A 19,376-nucleotide genomic window follows, 5' to 3' on the forward strand; every position below is an offset into this window, starting at 1 on the left:
ACGGCGGAGGGCCGTTTCCCCAACCCCTGCAAGGAGGAAATCGTGGTGCATTCGCTTCCCCCAGAGCCGGCTAAGCACCAGGTCCTGGTCGTCGACGACGACGATGACGTCCACAGGATCACCGAGATCGTGCTGAAACCGCTGACCTTTCAGGACCGTGGCGTGGAACTGCTGCGCGCGGACACCGCGGCGCAGGCCGTGGAGATCATGCGGACGACGCCTGGAGTCAGCGTCATCCTGCTGGACGTCGTGATGGAGTCGGCCGCGGCCGGACTGGAGGCGTGCCGCTTCATCCGCGAAGAACTCGGAAACCACTTCGTGCGCATCCTGCTCCGCACCGGGCAGCCCGGCACCGCCCCCGAGGAACGTGTGGTCCAGGACTACGACATCGACGGCTATCTGCCCAAATCAGAGCTCACCTCGACTCGCCTGCGCACCGCGGTCCGCACCGCCCTCAAGGCGTACAGCGAGCTCAGTGATCTTGAGTCGCATCGCAACAGCCTGGAGTCGATCCGCGAAAGCATGCGCGACCTGTCCGGCCCGAGCGCGTGGAGCGACTTCGGGGACAAGAAATGGCCGGTCTTCTCAGAGGAGGGCGAATGAGCGCCGGCACCACGACCCTCGGGGATGGCGGTACGTGGCGGGTCCTCGTCATCGACGACGACCCCGACGTGCACGCGGTCACCAAGCTCGTACTGAAGTCCAAGACCTGGCGCAACCAGCGCTTCGAGCTGATCAGCGCGCACAGCCAGGCCGAGGCGACGAAACTGCTCAAGCAGGACCAGGATTTCCATGTCGCGTTGGTCGACGTGGTCATGGAGCGGGAGGACTCGGGCCTGGAGCTGTGCGGGGTGATTCGGGAGATATGCCCCCGATCAACGCGAATCGTCCTGCGAACCGGGCAGGCCGGCATCGTGCCCGAGGAGAAGGTCCTCAACGAGTACGACATCGACTACTACTTGAACAAGCTCGACATGACCCCGGAGAAGCTCTTCACCGTCGTCCGGGCGTGCCTGCGCAGTTCTCAGGACATCTCGACGTTGCTCGCGTACGGCAGGCAGCTGCAGAGCTTCACCCGGGCGCTGCAGTACATGAGCAGCGTCGACAACCTCGTGGTGTTCATGGGGGAGACGCTGAGGTTCCTCGAGGTAAAGCACAACTGCACGACGACGTTCAACTACGATCTGTCGCTCGGCGGCGCGGCGGTCATCCGGACCAACCCTTCGGCCACCATGGAGCAGGATGAGCGGCATCTTTCCCGCAGCCTCGCGTTGAAGGCCGCCCACGAGGCCGGCGCCCCCTTGATGCACGAGCATCCCGGCACCGCCTTCGGGCTGGACGCGTCCAATCTCATCATGATCTTTGAAGCCCGGGAGGAGAACTCGGGCGACGCCGCGGAGATCGCCGCGCCGACGCTCGGCGGGATCGTCTTCACGATGAACTCCGGTGTCGTGTCCGACGGGGCCCGGCGCGATCTCGCCGCGGACGCCAGGCTGTTCATCGAGAACTGGTGCATCGCGTTCTCCACCCTGAGGCTGCGAGAGCGGCTGAACCATGAGCAGGAACTGCGCAACCAGATGTACCACGACCGGCTCGAGGGCATCGCCACGATGGTGACCGGCGTGGCCCACGAGCTCAACACCCCCCTGGGCGTGGCACGCACCGCCGCCTCCGCGGCGGGGGAGTTCGCCGACGAGCTGCTGCGCAACCGGCCCGGTTCGTCGCCGGAGGATGACGAGACCGCCGCCAGTCTTAATGAGGCGGTTCGTCTGATGAACAAGAATCTCGACCGCGCGCACCGGCTGATCCAGAGCTTCCGCAAGCTGTCGGCCTCACAGTTGTCGGACGAGCGGGTCACGACAGATATCAAGGTCACCATCGAGGACTGCATGGAGACCATGAGTCCTGATCTCAAGAAGCACGGCATCACCGCCCGTGTCGAGGCCCAGGAGGGTTTGGACCTGCTCTGGAACGGATTCCCCGGACACCTGAGTCAGGTGATCATCAACCTCACCCAGAACGCGATCAAGTACGCGTACGAGCCGGGCACTGGCGGGACGATCGACGTCTTCATCGAGAACGCACCGAAGGGCGATGGCTTCAGAATCCGGTTCGCCGACCATGGCAAGGGGGTGCTGGAGACGATCAAGCCCAGGATGTTCGACGCGTTCGTCACGTCCGGCAGGGACACCGGTGGTACGGGACTCGGGCTCGCCATCGTCCGGAACATCGTCACGAATCTTCTCCACGGCAGCATCGCCTGCGACAGCGAGGTGGGCGGGGGAACCCGCTTCACGATCGACCTGCCGACGACCCGCGGGAACGGCCAGGACGGGTCGGCCGCCATCGCGCTCACCGCCGCGCACGAATGAATGCGGAACGACAAGCATGAAGGAGGCAACCCGGATGGCCCAGCAGGCGGAGACCGCCGAGGAATTCGGCGAAAAAACGATCATGGTGCATGCGATGATGCTCATGTGCTACATCGACCAGAAGATGGCGCCGCAGGAGCTCGCGACCATCGAGTCCTACGCCAAGGCGCTGCCGGAGTTCTACGGGCGTAACTTTCAGGACTACTACGAGGCGGCCAAGCGGCTGGCCTCCCGTGCCGATGGAAGCATCGACTGTGCGGTCGGGGCGCTGTCCGACATCAAGTCCGAGATTCTCCGCAGGAGAACCTACTACTGCGCGCTGGAGCTGGCTTTCGCCGACGGCCTTGTCGAAGCCGAGGAGAAGCTGTTGGTGACAGTTCGCGAGGCGCTCGGGATCCCCCCTGAGCTGGCCGACGACATGCGCCGGGTCATCGGCATGAAGTTCTCCGTTTGAGAATCGTCGCCGTCCCCCGTGAACAGAAGCTCAGGCCTACGCCGCGATCCGGGCGCCCGGCGCGCCTGCCTGTGAAGCACGTGAATGCCGATCGAGCCGACGCCCTGCGCGCCCGGGAGCTCCGGGCCGAACGGAGCTGTTTCCCACCGAATGCGCGGGCCTCAGCCTTGAGGTGGTTCACGACTGCGGGGACGGCGGACGGTCGCAGCTGAGAGCCGGCCGCCGTGGCACTCGACGTCCGCCAGACCGCGTGCCGTGCACCTTGCTGGGTGAGCGGAGGTTTCGCCCGCTGGTCGACTCCTTGGCCCCCGGCGAGATGACCATGTCGTCCGGGAATCCGGGGCCGGGGCAGCCAGGTGGCGCCGGTCGTCGTCAGGCGATCTTGCCGGACCAGCGGTTCGCCGCCGCCTTGTAGACACTGTAGAGCTCGCCGTCGAAGTACGGCGAGAGGCTGGTGTCGATCCTGTCGTTCTTGTCGGTGTCGGCGATGCCGATCGTGACACCGTTCAGGTAGCCGAGGCGGCGGCCGCTCTTGTAGTCGAGCAGCCAGGACGAGCCGATGGAGCCCTCACCGGTGAAGGAGGACTTCACACCGACGAGCTCCTCGCCCTTGACCTCGGGAGCCTGGACGGCGAAGGTCTTACCGTAGCTCCACTTGAGGGTCTTGCCGGTGTAGGCGTAGTCGCCGTCCGGATGCGACCCGCTCGGGTAGCCGAACAGGAAGACCGGCGTGCCCACCTTCTGGTTGTAGGCCAGGCCTTGCCCGCCCACGTTGTCGCCCAGGCGGCCGGCGTTCTTAAGCCTGATCGACAGAGTCTTGCCGCTGAGCTTGTAGTCCAGGTCGTAGTTCACCCACCAGGTCCGCTTGTAGTACTTGTAGCCCACATTCGGGATGAACTCGCTCCGCCAGTACCCGGTCTTGTGATCCTCGGTAAGCCCGTTCGAACCTGGCTTCTGGACGGAGTCGTGGGCCTCTTTGGTGGTCTCTGCGTCGTCGGCGCCGGTGCCGGGTTTCCAGGGGCCGTCGCTGAAGATGTTCTTGTTGATGTTGAGCTGGTGAAAGGCGTCGGCGGTCACGTAGGTCTTCTGGGATTCCGGCGCGCCCAGCGGCTTGACATGCTCCGTGTCGAGGACGGGGGAGATCGTGAGCTTCGATCCGGCGGTATTCTTGTTGTTTTCGATCGCCGCCGCCGCGTCCTTGGCTTCCTGCGCGGTCTCGAAGACCTTGCTGTAGCCGTCCGCCTTCAGGCTCGTGGGCAGGACGCCGTCGTAGACGGTCACGAACGCGTAGTCGCGGTCGCCATCCTCGTAGACGTCGTAGTCGTAGTGCGTGAAGGCCTGCTTTCCGACATAGATCCCCCATGGGGTCTTGCCCTGGTAGTAACCGGGGATGAAGACCCACTTGTCAAGGGTTGCGGCGTTCGATTCAGTGTCGTATACGCAGTGTCCGGCCGTGGCGACCAGGTTGCGGTAGCGAGACTGCACCGAGGTGGCCGAGCACCAGTGCGGCTTGTGGTCGGCGCCGATGAAGAACACTTTGCCGGTGGTCTTGGGCAGGTTGACGTTCTTCGACTTCGCGGCCGGCTTCTTCTCGTCGCCGACCGCCGGAACCACGCCCGGCTTGCTGTGGGAGGCCGGACCACCGGTCGACACATGGTTGGCGACGACCTTCGTCTCGACGTTGTACAGAGTCGCGCCGATCAGGTTGGCCTTGTTCTCGCCGTACCAGAATGCGGCGATCTGCTTGGCGGCCAAGGGGGTGTTGGCCAGAACGGCGGACGGGACGGAGTCCGAGGCATCAGCCGGGGCCGCGACGACGGCCGAGGCCAGCAAACCGGCCGTGACACCACCGAAGGTGAGGGCGCACTTCAAGACGTTCTCCCTGGTCTGTCGTGAGGCGTGATCGTCGCCCCCAAATCGTCAGCAAAGTAACAGGCGCAGGAAGACTAACGGAGGAGCGGGGTAGGACTTGATAATTCGGGCTATTCTAGGAGTTGCTTCCGAAACCCTTGGGGTCATACCCGCATACGGCAGCAGAACGACACTTCGTGAGCTTGGCCTTCTGTGGCCGCATCTCTGTGGGTGGGGAACTCGGATGGTGCCCGCTAGTGATCCTGAACTGACGGAGATTGTCGGCACCTCGATCTCCGGCATTACGGAGACTGCTCGTCCCATCGGCTGAGCAGCGGTTTCATCGCCAGGCGCGGCACTGCTCGGCGATCACCTGTCGCGGCGAAGAGGTCACGGGCAGTGTCGCACGCCTGCCCATGCTACGGAACGCAACGCCCAATGCATCTGGTATCGCCGCTTACCAGGCCGACGGTATCAACGGGTTGCGTGACGGCTCCAGTCGACCCGAGACCAGCCCGGACGCCACCCGCACCGATGTCCTCGGGGAGATTATCAATCTACGGCAGTAATACACTCCCGTCCGCAGGAGAAGGGTCTGATGCTCAATTCACGGTTGAGTGGGTGATAGGGCTGGCGAACAGGGGCGACCTCGACCAGCTTCATACCACGGTCGGTTCGTCGAGAAGCGCCCGGACGTATAGCCGGAAATCATCGACAGTGCCGGAAGGTACGGATGGCCCCGTTCCGGGAGTTTCCGAGGTATATCTGGAGCCCTTTGAGCTGCTGAAACGCCTATTCTCAATGCCCTGGGGGTCAATGGGTCGTGGGTTCAAATCCCGCCGTCCCGACGCAGCTCAGAGGGCTGATCCGAAACATCGGGTCGGCCCTTTCGACATTTTGGGGACCACGATCGTCTTGCGTCCTGCACTGATGGCGTTGCTTGACCGGTGGTCAAGTATCGACAGCCCCAGATGTCCCGGCTAAAGCCTGCGTTCGAGTGATCCCCGGCGACATACCGGACCAGCAACAGCTATCGGATCCGCACCGCTAACCTGCAGAAGCGGCGGGAGGCGGCCGCGTGAGGCCAGTAGGAGGGAGGCGGCGGCGAAGCCGCCGATGATCCAGCGGAGTGCGGTGCCCTAGCCGTGTTCGCCGGCGAGCAGGATCAGGCTGTCGATAGGTCCACGCCGCGAAATGTCCCCGATTTCCCAGCCACTCCGCAAGGACAGAGCAACCTGGGACTTTTAAGGTCGAGGTTATGGATCTGGTCACAGCCGCCGGTGCCCTGGTCGGAGTCGCGGCGCTCGGGGTGGGCATCTGGCAACTCCGTGTTGCGATCATGGATCGTCGGGATGCCCATACTCGTTCCTCTGTTCCAGCTGAGTCGAATACGGAATCGGCCTCTGATGGGGCTCTTCCGGTCGCGGCTCCTGTCGGTCGGCTCCCGCCCGAGGTCCTGGGCCGGGACGACATGCTGGCCGAGTTGACGCGCGCTTTGGGCCGCCGGAAGCGGAACCCGGGTGCATGGGTTCTTGCGGGCATGGGCGGGGTCGGAAAATCGACGGTCGCGTTGTGGCTCGCCGCGAAGGCCCGCAAGCGGGGATGGAAGGTGTGGTGGGTGAGCGCGGCGGATGCACTGTCCCTGCGGGGCGGGATCGTGGAGATCCTTCGGCAGGCCGGGGCGCCGGAGGCGATAAAACGCGAGGTCCGCGAGGGTGCGCCGACCGCCGCCGACCGCTTCTGGGCGTTCATGGACGCTGGCTCGATGAAGCGGAGTCTGCTGATCTTCGATAACGCCGACCTCCCCTCTGTGCTGTCCGCTGATGGTGTTTCGCTGCCTGCGGACGGCACGGGATGGGTCCGGCACGATGCGTCGGTCGTTTGTGTGGTGACGACACGGGTGAATGATCCGCGTATCTGGGGTGGCGGGGCGCGAATCAGATCGCTGAAGGTTCTGGATGATGTCGCCGCGGCGGCTGTGCTGCGCGCCCTCGCGCCTGCGGTCGCCGATCGCACCGGGCAGGAGGCCGTAGAACTGGCGAGGCGACTCGGCGCGCTGCCGCTCGCGCTGTATCTGGCCGGCACCTACCTGGCCTCCCCGTTCGCGCGCTGGCGCGGCTTCGACGACTACCGCCGGGCCCTGGACGGTGGCGCGGCGCCGGAAGCGATCGCCGACCTCGACTCCGCAAGTTCTGGTCCGCGGGCGATGGTGTCGCGGACGTGGGAACTGTCCTTGGACGCTCTGGCGGATCAGGGCCTAGGGCAGGCACGGAGGCTGCTTTATCTGCTGTCCTGTTTCGCGTCGGCCACCCCGATTCCGGCGTTGATCCTGAGGCCGGAGGCCGACGAGGACAGGCGCGCGTTCACCGCCGCTCTCCGAGGCCTAGCCGAGGTGGGGTTGATCGACGTCGGCGGCGTTTCAGACGCCGAGTATCCCGAGGTAGTGGTGCATCCGGTGGTAGCTGACACATGCCGGGCGAGGCTGGTGAACGCGGAGCCGGACAACCTCGCAATCATGCAAACGGCCGTACGGCTCGCCCAGTCGGCGGTTGAGAGACTTGACCACGAGGATCCCAGTGACTGGCCGTCCTGGGAGCGGCTGATCCCGCACGTACGCGCCCTGCTGGCATGGATCGCTCCCCATCTGGACGACGACGCCGCCCTGAAAGGGCTGCTGAGCGTCGGGCAGGAGGCGTTCTCCTCACTGTGGTTGGCGGGATCCCGTGCGAATGCCGAAGGGGAAAACCTGGCCCGTGCCATCCTTGCAGCCGCCGAACGGCTCGGCCGCGAGCATCCTGCCACGCTCGCGGCGCGCCACCAGGTCGGGATCTCGCTGTACACCCGGGGGAGGCCCGGGGAGGCCGAGAAGGTGTTCCGGGTTGTCCTGGAGGGCAGATGCCGCGTGCTCGGCGAGGACGATACCGACACGCTCCTCACCCGGGATCAACTGATTGGCGCGATCTTGGCGCAGGGCCGCTATCGGGAAGCCGAACAGATGTATCGGGAACTGATCTCGGACATGGAGCGCGTGTTGGGCTCCGACCATCGCGAGACGCTGACGACCCGCATCGACCTTGCCTGGTCGATCGGGATGCAGGGGCGAGCGGACGAAGCCGCTGAGATCTGCCGGGTGACGCTCGCGGCCGATCGCCGCCTAATGGGTGCCGAACATCCACGGACTCTGGACGCGTGGGCGGACCTGGCGCGATGGACGCATGAAAACGGCAGACACGGCGAGGCGGAACAGATGGCCAGGGAACTCGTCGACATTGAGCGCCGGGTGCTGGGAGACGAGCACCCGCTCACCCTATCCACCCGTGCGACCCTGGCGCGCTCGATCGCCAATCAAGGTCTTCTCACCGAGGCCGAGCTAATGCTGCGGGACGTCCTGGCCGTGATGGAGAGGACCATCGGAAACGGTGACTACCGCGCAATCACGGCCAGAAGGTATCTCGCCGACACCATGAGTGGACAGGGACACGCACGCCAGGCCGAACTGATCTACCGCGACGTGCTGGAACTCCAGCAACGTTGGCTGGGGCCAGAGCATCCCGACACGCTTGAGACGCAAGTGCTTTTGACATCGCCGACAGCGACGTTGTGACCGCGTCCACCGCGGACGTGGTGAGTTCTTACCGAAGAATCGGGGTCGTCAGACCGACTTTAAGGGGACCATGTGGGGACCACACGTTGTGCGCGCAGCCGAATAACCGGCACGTCACCAGACGTCGTCCATGGCTACCTGAAGGCCGTTGAGCTGCAAAAATGCCTACCCGTACGTCCTGGGGGTCAAGGGGTCGTGGGTTCAAATCCCGCCGTCCCGACACTGTTCTAGCAGGTCGGAGCCGTGATCACGAGAAAGTGATCACGGCTTTTCTGTTTCTCGTTGCTCGTTTGTTGCTCGGACGAGCCGTCAGTTGCCGGCACCCCGATGTCTCCCGTTGCCGCAGGCTGCCGCCCATCCCAACGCCTTGAAGCGAATGAGCTCGCCGAGTGTTCAAACCAGCCAGCCGCAACGATCGGTAATGATGATCTTCAATGTAAAGAAGAACTCCGCAAGAGCACTATCTCGGGAGCAGGCGTCACAGCCTTGTGCTTAGCGAATATGACTAGTGCTGTGACCGGAAACGATCACCGGGTTCGCGTGTAGTCCGTCGCGCCGATTGGATGTGCCGTACAGGTCCGATCGGCGCGAGGAGGCGCGGTGGCAGAACCGGTCAGGGTGCGAAGACTGGTGGATCAGGAAGGGCAGAAGCTGCAGCGGATCGTGCGCCGGGGTAGCACCAGCTCGGTGCGGTACCGGCGAGCGATGATCGTGCTGGCCTCGGCCGGAGGTAACACCGTTCCGGTGATCGCCCGCCTGGTGCAGGCCGATGAAGGGTCACGTCCACTGAGGTGGTGTATGAGCTGCCACCGCGTGATCCGTTTCTGCAGGTTAAGCGGTGAGGGTGCCGGGGGGCTGTGCCTGATTCGGCGTGTCTCCGGGGATCACTCGCAGGCGGGCTTTGGCGAGGATGTCCAGGCCCATGTAACGGCGGGCTTCGGTCCATTCGTCGGTCTGCTCGGCCAGCACAGCGCCGACCAGACGGATGATCGCGGCCCGGTCGGGGAAGATGCCGACCACGCCGGTGCGGCGGCGGATCTCCTTGTTCAGCCGCTCTTGGGGATTGTTCGACCAGATCTGCTTCCAGATCTCCCGCGGGAACTGGGCTAAGGCCAGCAGGTCCTCTCGCGCGTGGTCCAGGTGGTCGGCGGCGGCCGGGTACTTGGCCTCCAGAGCGTCGATAACCCAGCGGTGCTGGGCGCGTACCTGCTCGGCGGTGGGCTGGTCGAAGATGGTGCGGACCAGGGTCGCCACCCACGGCTGAGCCGATTTGGGCACGGTCGTGAGCAAATTCCGCAGGTAGTGAAGCCGTTAAGAATCAACACGGCGGGATGGAGGCGCGAAGCGCGGCCGCGGTCCGGTGGCGAGTTGGGGCGGGTGCGGGATTGTAGCCGTCGTGTTCCAGAAGCGGGCGGGTCTCGATGAGGGTGTTGCCGATCGTGCGGGGGCTGACTTCGAACAGTTCGCTGAGGACTTGCCGTGTGCAGACTTTCCGCTGGTAGAGGATGGCGGCGAGGATCCGCTCGGCGTCGGTGATCTTCTGTTGGAAAATGCCGCCTCGCGCTCCGGGGAGTCGTTCACCGCCGCGTCGCTGATAGCGGAGGCGTTCGAGACGGGCAGCTTGGAGCGGAGTGAGTCGCTCGCATCTGGTGGAGTTCTTCGCGGCTCATCCCGGTCAGAGCGGGGTGCGAGAGCGTTTCGGAGATCCGGGGCCGCTGGGCGGGGGCGTCGTCGTTGTCCAGGAAACTACGCAGCTGTGCGGCGGTGGTGAACCGCATGGTGGTGGCGGGGACCGAGACCTGATGCTCGGTGAGCAGCTTGCAGGTCTCGGCGATCCAATAGCCGATCGTGAAGTCGCTGACCTCGAGCATGTCCGACAGGACCTTCTGGGAGCAGATCTGGCGGAGGTAGACGACGGTGATGAGCACCCGGTCGGCGTCGGAGAGCAGGCGGTGGGACCCGGCGCCCTTGGCGCGGCGGCGTTCACCGCGGCGCTGGTGGAAGGTGCGCTGCTCGGCCCGAGCCGCCTGGGCGGGGGCGAGCCGGCGCGCCAGGTCGTTCAGTTGGGCTTCGGTCATGCCGGTCAGCCGAGGATCGGCCAGGGCGCGTAGCGCGGCAGCGCGGATCTGCGCGCGGTCGGTGCCGACGACGGGTGGCCGGCCGGCGGCGACCAGGGCGGGGTGGATCGTGTAGTTCCAGGAGCCGTGGGTGGGGCGGGCGTGGATCGGCAGCTCGGCGAATCGGGCCTTGCTCACCGTGACGCCCAGCGGATACGAGGCGGTGTCGAGTTCGGCTTCGACCCGCAGCCCGGTACGGGTCCTCGTTGAGGCGATGGTGTTGACGACGACCTCGTGGCAGGTCAGCGGCCGTCCACGCCAGTTCATCGTGATGTGGGAGAACAGCCGGTGCTCGATCTTGTTCCACTTCGAGGTGCCCGGCGGGAAATGACACACGGTGATCGCCAGGCCGGTCTCCGCGGCCAGGGCGGCAAGCTCGGCCTTCCAGACCCGCAACCGGTAGCCGTTGGAGCCTCCCGCATCCGCGGTGATCAACAGCCGGGAGGCGTCCGGATAGTCCAGGCGGCCTCGGGCCTGCCGCCAGCGGCGGATCGAGGCAACCGCGAACGTTGAGGTGTCGTGGTCGATGCCGACGTTCACCCAGCCGGTGTTCGCGCCGATGTCGTAGATCCCATACGGGATGGCCTGCTCGACGTCCGGCCCGGTGAAGAAGAAGCTGTGGTCCTCAACCTCGATCGGGTCGCCCTTCGGCCGCCACTCGCGGCCTGGGTTGGGGAGTCGACCCAGTTGCTCGCGCTTTTTGGTATCGACGCTGATCACTGGCTCGCCTGCGGCATGATGGTCCTTGACCTGCTCGTTGATATAGCGGAACTGCGCGTCCCGCTCTGGGTGCTGCCTGCCTTCCAAGGTCTTGGCGTTGCCTTGCAGGCTGAACCCGTTCTCACGCAGCAACCGCCCGACCGTCGGCGGCGATACCCGATGCCCCCGCCGGGCCAACTCCTCCGCCAGGCGCCGCAGCGACTTGGTCGTCCACCGCAGCGGCGACTCCGGGTCGCCCCGCTCGTCCGGCTCGACCAGCGCCAACAGCGCCGGCACCACCCGCGAGTCCTGCTCCTCGACGCTCTTACGCCCACCGCCTTCACGGCGCACCCGCCCGCCCGGCAGCACATCTCCGCCGTCCTCGAGTTCGAAAACGCCCTTTCGTACGGTGGACTCGCTGACCCCGGCGACCCGAGCGACCGCACGAACCCCGCCATGCCCCAGTAACCGAGCCTCGGCCGCCATCAGCAACCGCCGCTGCCGCTCGTTCAGATGCGGCAGCACGACCTCGAACTTCAACGCCAGCTGATCGAGTACGCCGGGCAAGATCGCCATAACATGGCATTCAACCCAAAAGATCAAATCACCGTGTTATTTCCTCACAGCTTCAGTGGGTCCGGCACCGTTGCCAGGACGCGCCCGGCAGGGTGGACCCGATCGCCTCGACCAGCCCGAGATGGGCATCAGAGATGACCAGCTGCACCCCCGACAGGCCGTGGGCGACCAGGCCACGCAGGAACGCCAGCCAGCCGGCGCCGTCCTCGCGTGAGGTGACCTCCAGCCCGAGGATCTCCCGCTGTCCGTTGGCGTTCACGCCGGTGGCGACCAGGGCGTGCACGTTGACCGTGCGCCCGCCCTCGCGGACCTTCTGGGTGAGGGCGTCCAGCCAGACGAAGGTGTACGGGCCGCCGTCCAAGGGCCGGGTGCGGAAGGCCTCCACCTGCTCATCCAGCACCTTGGCCATCTGCGAGACCTGGCTTTTGGAGATGCCGGTGATGCCGCGCTGCTCGACCAGCTTGTCCACCTGCCGCATCGACACGCCCAGCAGATAGCAGGTGGCCACCACGCTGATGAGAGCCTGCTCGGCCCGGCGACGCCGTTCCAGCAGCCAGTCGGGGAAGTACGACCCCCGCCGCAGCTTGGGTATGTCCAGATCGACCGTGCCGGCCCGGGTGTCCCAGGCGCGGGTGCGGTAACCGTTGCGCTGGTTGGTCCGCTCGCTGCTGCGCTCGCCGTAGGAGGCGCCGCACAAGCTGTCGGCCTCGGCCGACATCAACGCCTCGGCCATGGTCTTCACCATGGATCGCAACAGATCCGGGTCACCGGCCTCGATCTGCTTCGCCAGCCAGGCGCCAGGGTCCACACTGTCGTTCACGGCCATCGCTTTGGTTCTCCTTCGATCTTGACTTGCAATCACGAAGGATCACGCGATGGCCGTCCTCATTTCACGACCCATCACCGCTCCCTTCGGAGGATGGGTCACGTGCGGCACCTACCGATGTTTCGTCGATGATCAGGAGAAGGTCGTGCATAAATCCGCGATAGTGGTGCGCTCCAGCGTCAGCGCGGCGGGAGCGGCGATCCACCGCCCCCGCCGCGTTAACGGGTCAGCGGCGGTTGAGGTTCTGCATCCACTCCCGCAGCTCGCGCGCCTGCCGCGCGAGCTCGGAACGCGCCGCAGCGTCGCCGGAGGCCTTGTCGTTCGCCAGGTCGACGATCGAGTTCAGCGCCGGGATGGCGGTGGTGTAGTTGGTTGCCAGGTAGCTGTCCCGCGCGATGTCCAGGGCGGCACCGGCGGCGTCCGCGGCGGCCGCGGTCAGCAGCCCGGCCGCTCGGTCGGCCTCGATCAGCAGCCTGGTCTCGCGGTAGGACGAGCAGTTGGCGCCCTTGCGGTCGGCGGTCGTCTCGATCCCGCCGAGGATGATCTGCATGAACGAGTCGTCGTAGTACTGCGTCCGGAAGTGGCCGAGGATGTTCGAGAACGCCTTGCCACCGTCCCAGTTCTGGCACCACGCGATCGGGTGGTCGCCGTTCATCAGCCGCAGCGGGTTGGTGGCCGCGTTGCCGCTGTTGAGGCTGCGCTGGTAGCTGTCCTCGTTGAGGCTCAGCAGCGTGTGCACGTCGGCCCGCATGTTGCGGTCGAAGTTGTAGAGCTCGTCGACCGTCATCCACCGGTCAGGGAGATGCGCGGTCGCCGGGTGCGTGTTGTCCTCGGTCACCACCTCGGTGTGGATGCAGCTGCCGCACTGGCCGAACCCGTTCTGGCCGTTCGGATGGTTGGTGAAGAACCCACCGACGAGGTCGCCGTACCACGGCCAGGTGCCGATCTCGAACGAGTCGGCGGCGCCGTGGATGCCGACATAGCCGCCGCCCTGGTGCATGTAGGCCTCGAAGTTCGGCTGCTCGGTGATCGGATTGAGCGGGCCCGGGTGCCCGACGTTGGACTCGAAGACGATCGTGTCGTACTGCTTGAGCGTGTCGAGGCTCAGGAACGGGCTCGTGGGCAGCGTGACGGTCGGGAGTTGCGGGTCGTAGACGTCGACGTTGAAGTTGTGCGCGATGCCGAGCTTCTGGATCGCGGCCACGGTGTGCGGGATGTGGTCGTGCCGGAAGCCCGTCGTCTTGGAGAAGACCAGGACGTTGTAGTCGGCGTCCGGGTTGTGCGGGAGCGGGGCGAGCACCGGGTCCGGGATGAACTTCGGGCCCTCCGCGGGCTCAGACTCGAGGCCCGTCGCGGGCTCCGGCGCGAGCCGGCCGTTGAGCTGGTCGATCAGGTAACGCGCATCGCCCACAAGTGTGCGGCGGGCCGAGCCGGGCGCGATCCGGTCGCCGGCGATCGAGACGAACTCGTTTAGGACCTGGCTCGCGCGCTTGGCCGAACCGGCGTCGGCGAGCGCCTTCGCCTGGTCGAGCTTGGCTTGGAGCGCCGCGCCGACCTCCGCCGGGACGCTGCCGGCGGTCACGAACCGGGTGATCAGCGTGCCGACGTCCGCGAACGATGTCGTCACGATGAACGTCTGTGTGTACTTCGCGCTGTTGGAAGCAGCGTCAGAGAGATGCACCGCGAGCGTGTGCACGCCGAGCGACAGGTCGGAGGTCTGCGCCGGCAACGGCGGGACCAGCTTGCCGTCGAGGTACATGTTCAGCACAGCCACTCCGCCCGAGCCGGGGGCGGGGTCCGTGCGCGTCGGGATAAGTGTGGCGACGTGACCGACGTGACCGTCGGTGATCGCCGGGTACGATGCAGCCGGCGCGCGCGTGTCGATCCGGACCGAGATCGAGCGGAACGCCGCGACGTTTCCGGCCGTGTCGACCGCGCGGTACCGGACGCTGGTGTTGCCCTCCTGCGTGATCACCGCCGACGCCGTGGCCGACGCCGGCGCCCCCTCGACGGGCACGTCGATGTAGGCGGCGCCGCCGTTGAGCGAGTACTGGAACTTGGCGATGCCGACGTCGTCGGTCGCCGACACGTTCAGCGTCACCGGGCCGGTGTACCAGTTGTTCTGGCCGGTCGGCGCAGAGGGCGACAGCGTCGCCACGTTGATCGTCGGCGGTGTCGTTTCCTGTGCCCACGACGGTGCCGCGGGGATGAGTGCGGCCGCCGTCAGGAAGGCGGCCACTGCCGATGTGCGAAATCTTCTCCGCATGAGTGTCTTCTCTCTTGCCGCTATACGGGCGGGTTCGCTAGGAGCCGATGCCCGTGCCGACGAACTCGGCCCAGTTGAGGTTGAACAGGTTGCCGCCCGTGGCGCCACCCGTGACCGAGCGGAACACCAGGAACAGCTCATGCGTCCCGGACATCGAGACCGGGAACGTCTGGCTCGTCCAGGTTCCCGTCCCGCCGGTGGACACGAGGTTGGCCGTCGTCAGGATCGGCCCGGTGATCGAGTCCTGACGGACCTCGATTGCCGCCAGCGGCGACCCGGGCGTGCGGCCGTTCGCCGCGTCCGCCACGCGGAACGTGATCGAATCGATGTTGGTCAGGTTGAATGGGCCGTTGAGCTGGAGCCAGTCGCCCGAGCCCAGGCTGCCGCGGTGCACGCCGGCGCCGCCGTCGGTGTTGGTCGCCGTGTTGGTGCCGGACTGGTTGACGACGAACTCCACCTCCTGGTGCTTCTGGCGGATCTGGTGCTGGCCGGTCGTGGTCAGCTGTGGGACGCCGCCCGGACCGCCGTGGTCGGTGTAGCGCGCCTGGACCACGCCGGAGACGTTGCCGCCGTGTGAGACGTCGTCGGCGATCGTGTGGAGCACGCCCGAGCAGCCGTTGACGGACTCCTCGGCGTGGCCGTGCGCGTCGTGGCCGAGTACGAACGTCACCTGCACCTCGGAGCAATTCACCGTCCCGTCCTCGGGGTCGGTGACCGTGACCGAGAACGGGATGTCGTCGCCGAACGCGAACGTCCCGCCCTCCACCGGCGTATTGACGACCACCGTCGGGCTCGTGTTGCCCACGGTGATCACGGTGCTGGTCGAGGTTTGCTTGCCGGACGAGTCGAGCACGGTCAGCACGGCCGTGTAGCGGCCGGACTGCGTGTAGGTGTGTGTCGGGTTCGGGTCGGTCTCGATCGCCGAGCCGTCGCCGAAGTTCCACTCGTAGCGGATCGAGTCGCCGGGATCCTCATCCAGCGAGCCGGCGCTGGAGAAGTTCACGGTCAGCGGCGTTGAGCCGTCGGTGCGGTCCGTGGTGAGCACGGCCTTCGGCGCGCGCTTGCCCTTGACGTACTCCCACTTGTACATGCCCGCGTCGGGGCTGATGACGTTGAACCCGTTGCCGTAGGTCAGCAGGTAGAACGCGCCGTCAGAACCGAACTGCAAGTCCATCGGGTTGTCGCACTCGAACCGGAACCTGCCTGCCCCGGCGTTCGCACGGCTGCCGCAATCCAGGAAGTTGTTGATCTTCTGGACGTGGTTGTTCTGCTTGTCGAGCTTGACCTCGCGCAGCGTGTCCTGCGTCCACTCACTGATGATCACCGAGTCGTCGTAGTACGGCGGGAACTTGTGAGGGTTCGGGTTCTCCGGGTCGTAGTGGTACTTCGTGACCCCGTGCGGACCGACGCCGCCGGTGTAGAGCTCGGGGAACAGCCGCGGGCATTCGGTCGTCGAGCCGGGCGCGATCGGGCCCGGGGTCGGCGCGTAGTAGGCCTCGCACGGGGTGCCGAGCGGCGCGTTCGTGTTGTTGTCGCGGTAGGAGTACCAGATGTCCGGGTCGGTGACCGGCGGGACGTCCCTCAGGCCCGGCTCGACCGTCGGACCGCCCTCAATGTTCCACAGCGAGTCGTTGCGCTGCGTCGGCCCGTCGCAGTCGAACTTCTGAGGCGGGTTGTTCAGCGGTGTGCCCGCGGTGGTGGTGCCGGGCGCGAACTCGTGGAAGTTCCACTGGTAGTGCGCGAGGTCGCGCTTGTAGCACGTCGGCCAGCCGTAGTTGGACGGCTTGCGCACGATCTCGTAGCGGCCGGTGCCCGCCGGGCCGTGCGAGCGCTGCGGTGTCTGGGCGTCGGGCGAGTAGTCGCCGATGTAGGCCACGTCGTTCTCGTCGACCTGGATCCGGAACGGGTTGCGGAAACCCATCGCGTAGACCTCCGGCCGCGTCTTGTCCTGCGGCGCGCCCGCGACCAGCGGGAACAGGTTGCCCGACGGGATCGAGTAGGCGCCCGTGCCGGAGCCGAAGTCGGCCTTGTTGGCGTCGGCGGCGGAGATGTTGCCGTCCTTGACCTTGATCCGCAGGATCTTGCCGCGCAGGTCGTTGGTGTTCAGCGCGCTGCGGCGCGAGTCACCGGTGAGCCGCTGATACCAGCCGCCCGCCTGCGCCGTGTTGGTGGTGATCGCCGGCGTGGCGGTGCCGGTCAGGCCGGCGCCGTCGGCGGTGATCTGCGGCTGATCGGACTGCTGCTTGCCGCGGCGGAAGAACACGTTGACGTTCGACGTGTTGACCGGGCCGCCGCTGGTCTGGATCTCATCCGCCTCGATGTTCGAGAGCGCCTCGAGCGCCGCGTCGATCGCATTGCGGTCCGCGTTCCACGCGATCGGCTCCGTCGTCTGGCCCTCGAAGGTCAGCGTGAACGTGCCGCCCGTCGCGTTGGTGACGCGCACGGTCTGCTGCTCGTCGGTCTTCTGCGAGTTGTACGGCCCGTAGCCGCCGCCGTTGATGCCGCCCGCGGGCGTGTCATCGCCGGTGACCATCCAGAGGTTGCCGTGCTTGTCGAAGTCGATGTCGCCCCCGACGTGGCAGCACTCCTGGCGGTTGACCGGCACGCGCATGATCTGCTGCTCGGAGCCCATGTCGAGGTGCGCCGGCGTGCTGTCGGTGGCGTCGACGAACTTGAAGCGGCTGAGCTGGAAATAGCCCACGTACGGATCCCACGCGGTCTTGGACGCCGCCACGTCCGGCGGGGTGGTGTTCGGCGTGATCTGGGTGACGACTGATCCGTCGCTCAGCTTGACGTCGGTGACCTCCTTCGGCGAGTAGTAGAGGTAGACCCACTTGTTGGTCGCGAAGTTGGCGTCGACCGCCGGGCCATAGAGCCCGTCCTCGCCCGCGGAGTAGATCTGCTGCGTCATCGGCAGGCTCGGATCGGCGAAGTTGGCGACGACCGTGGTGACGCCCGTGGTCGAGTCGTGCATGCGCAGCGAGCCGAGGCGGTCCGTCTGCAGAATGCGGCCGTCCGGCAGCTGGTCGAAGCCGATCGGCTCCTGCAGGTTCGGCGGCGAGCCGATCTTCGTCTGCTGGTAGTTGGCCAGCACGGTCGCGCCGCAATCGCTGTAGACCGGGTCGGCCTGGCCCGCGGCCCAGCCGATCGCGCCCTTGAGGTGCTTGGTGAGGTCGGCGTCGAAGCTCGCGGCCGTGTTGCCCAGGCCGGTGTAGAACGAGCGGCCGCCCTGGAAGTCCTTACACCACGAGACCGGGTGATCGGCGCCCATCGTGCCCCCGGCGATCCCGTCGAGGTTGGCGCCCTGCGGCTGCGGCCCGAACGGGTCCTCGACGACGGTGTCGAGGACGTGTGACACACCGCGGACGTTCTTCGTGAAGTTGTACCAGTTGTCGGTCCGCGACCAGATCTGCGGCAGATCCTTGCTCGCGTCGTGGACGCGGTCGGCGACCTTCACGTCACCCGATTGCACGTCGGTCCTGCTGGACGCACGCGTCCCCAGGATGTCAGTCAGGAACGACCAGGACTCGTCGGTCTCGACCGCCGAGCCGACGCCGACGAAGCCACCGCCGTCGCGGAAGTAGCTCTCGAAGTTCGCGCGTTGCGCGTCCGTGAGCGGGCTCGCGAGACCCGTGTCCAAGAACACGACCGCGCGGTACTGCTTCAGCTTCTTCTTCGTGAAATGGTCGCCCACGTCAGCGGGCCCGGGCGCCACGACCGTGAAATGACCGGTTCTGGCCGCATCCCGGATCGCGGCCAGGCCGGCCGACGACACCGCGTCCTGGGTGCTGCGCACCACGAGTACCTTGAAGCCGGCGTCTGGTGGTGCGGCCTTGGCGGCAGGCGCGGACGGCTGCAGCAGCGCCGGTGCAGCGACGAAAGCGGGCTCAGCCGCCGTGGGGGCCTCGGCGCTCACCGGCGTCGCGAGGAGCGTGATGAAAGGGGCGATGAGGGCTAAGGCCATCGTGGTCGCGGTGCGACGTCTCGGGCGTCGTCCGTTTTCTGGCAGGGCTGCGTCGAGCAGCCTGGCCCACGTTCGATGACGTGGTGACATGGGAAACCCTTTCCTGACCGGGGGGATGTCAGGCAAGGCGCGCGCCGCCGCGCTTGTTGCCGCTTGTTGGCGTTGGTTGCGGATACGGGGGGTTGCTGGAGAGGTGCCGCCTCCAGGTCTGTGGGGGCCGTCAGTAGGCTGTCGGCCGGGGTAGTGAATCCATGATCGTGGTCGGGTCGTCGATGATCCGGTTGACCACCATGCTCGCGGCGCCGCGGGAAGCGGCGCCGAAGCCGGGCGTGGAGGCGACGAATCGGCACTGGGCGGCGGGGGCGGCCACCACGAGCCGCTGCAGCTGATCCTGCGCGTGGGGCAGCAGCCACTCGGCCAGTGAGGCGAAGTAGCCCCCGATGACGATCACTCGCGGGTTGAACAGGTTGGCCACGATCGAGCCGCCGAGCCCGAGCCATTGGCCGACCTGCGCCACCGCCTGCATCATGCGCCGGTCGCCAGCGCCTGTGCCGTCGTCGCCCAGGCTCCGGATCCGGTCGTACCGGGTCCGGAGCCGTGCAGCATCAGCACCGCGGGCCCGGTGCCGCTCTCCATGACGTGGACGG

8 protein-coding genes and 4 pseudogenes are annotated in these 19,376 nt (G+C 66.4%); 5 read left to right on the top strand and 7 right to left on the bottom strand.

Features of this window, described 5'->3' with window-relative positions:
• Positions 1-42: 42 nt before the first annotated feature.
• The 3 genes from IL992_RS43965 to IL992_RS43975 are packed head-to-tail and all read left to right on the top strand — an operon-like array spanning position 43 to position 2,826.
• A complete protein-coding gene (locus IL992_RS43965; RefSeq protein ID WP_193209218.1) occupies positions 43-603 on the top strand; it encodes a response regulator in 561 nt (186 codons plus the stop codon).
• Positions 600-2,372 (top strand): hybrid sensor histidine kinase/response regulator, encoded by a 1,773-nt coding sequence (locus tag IL992_RS43970; RefSeq protein WP_193209219.1) that lies wholly within the window; start codon positions 600-602, stop codon positions 2,370-2,372. The genes IL992_RS43965 and IL992_RS43970 overlap by 4 nt, the downstream gene beginning before the upstream one ends.
• 34 nt (positions 2,373-2,406) lie before the next feature.
• Complete coding sequence (locus IL992_RS43975; protein ID WP_193209220.1) at positions 2,407-2,826, top strand: TerB family tellurite resistance protein; 420 nt, start codon at positions 2,407-2,409, stop codon at positions 2,824-2,826.
• 372 nt (positions 2,827-3,198) lie between these two features.
• On the opposite strand, the gene IL992_RS47330 is transcribed toward IL992_RS43975, so the two are convergent.
• Positions 3,199-4,698: a trypsin-like serine peptidase gene (locus tag IL992_RS47330; protein ID WP_226874901.1), complete on the bottom strand. Its 1,500-nt coding sequence runs from the start codon at positions 4,696-4,698 to the stop codon at positions 3,199-3,201.
• A gap of 1,237 nt (positions 4,699-5,935) precedes the next feature.
• On the opposite strand from IL992_RS47330, the gene IL992_RS43985 reads away from it, so the two are divergent.
• The gene (locus tag IL992_RS43985; RefSeq protein WP_193209221.1) at positions 5,936-8,281 is read left to right on the top strand and encodes a tetratricopeptide repeat protein; all 2,346 of its coding nucleotides are present in this window, start codon (positions 5,936-5,938) and stop codon (positions 8,279-8,281) included.
• A gap of 600 nt (positions 8,282-8,881) precedes the next feature.
• Positions 8,882-9,055, top strand: a pseudogene (locus IL992_RS48795) (IS630 family transposase); the annotation flags it as partial.
• Positions 9,056-9,112: 57 nt separating this feature from the next.
• Here the strand turns inward: IL992_RS48795 and IL992_RS43990 are convergent.
• The 6 genes and pseudogenes from IL992_RS43990 to IL992_RS44015 form a co-directional block, all read right to left on the bottom strand.
• Positions 9,113-9,592, bottom strand: a pseudogene (locus IL992_RS43990) (transposase); the annotation flags it as partial.
• Between the two features lie 7 nt (positions 9,593-9,599).
• Positions 9,600-11,673: pseudogene (locus IL992_RS43995) on the bottom strand (ISAzo13 family transposase).
• Positions 11,674-11,728: 55 nt separating this feature from the next.
• A pseudogene (locus IL992_RS44000) lies at positions 11,729-12,499 on the bottom strand (IS256 family transposase); the annotation flags it as partial.
• Positions 12,500-12,725: 226 nt separating this feature from the next.
• Positions 12,726-14,765 (bottom strand): ThuA domain-containing protein, encoded by a 2,040-nt coding sequence (locus IL992_RS44005; protein ID WP_193209222.1) that lies wholly within the window; start codon positions 14,763-14,765, stop codon positions 12,726-12,728.
• Between the two features lie 37 nt (positions 14,766-14,802).
• The gene (locus IL992_RS44010) at positions 14,803-18,729 is read right to left on the bottom strand and encodes a ThuA domain-containing protein (RefSeq protein ID WP_193209223.1); all 3,927 of its coding nucleotides are present in this window, start codon (positions 18,727-18,729) and stop codon (positions 14,803-14,805) included.
• A 220-nt stretch (positions 18,730-18,949) separates the two neighbouring features.
• Positions 18,950-19,258 carry an ROK family protein gene (locus IL992_RS44015; protein ID WP_226874902.1) on the bottom strand — a complete coding sequence of 103 codons (309 nt, stop codon included), beginning with the start codon at positions 19,256-19,258 and terminating at the stop codon, positions 18,950-18,952.
• Positions 19,259-19,376: the final 118 nt, after the last annotated feature.

Source organism: Microbispora sitophila (assembly GCF_014892245.1).
In the GTDB taxonomy this organism is placed as follows: domain Bacteria; phylum Actinomycetota; class Actinomycetes; order Streptosporangiales; family Streptosporangiaceae; genus Microbispora; species Microbispora siamensis.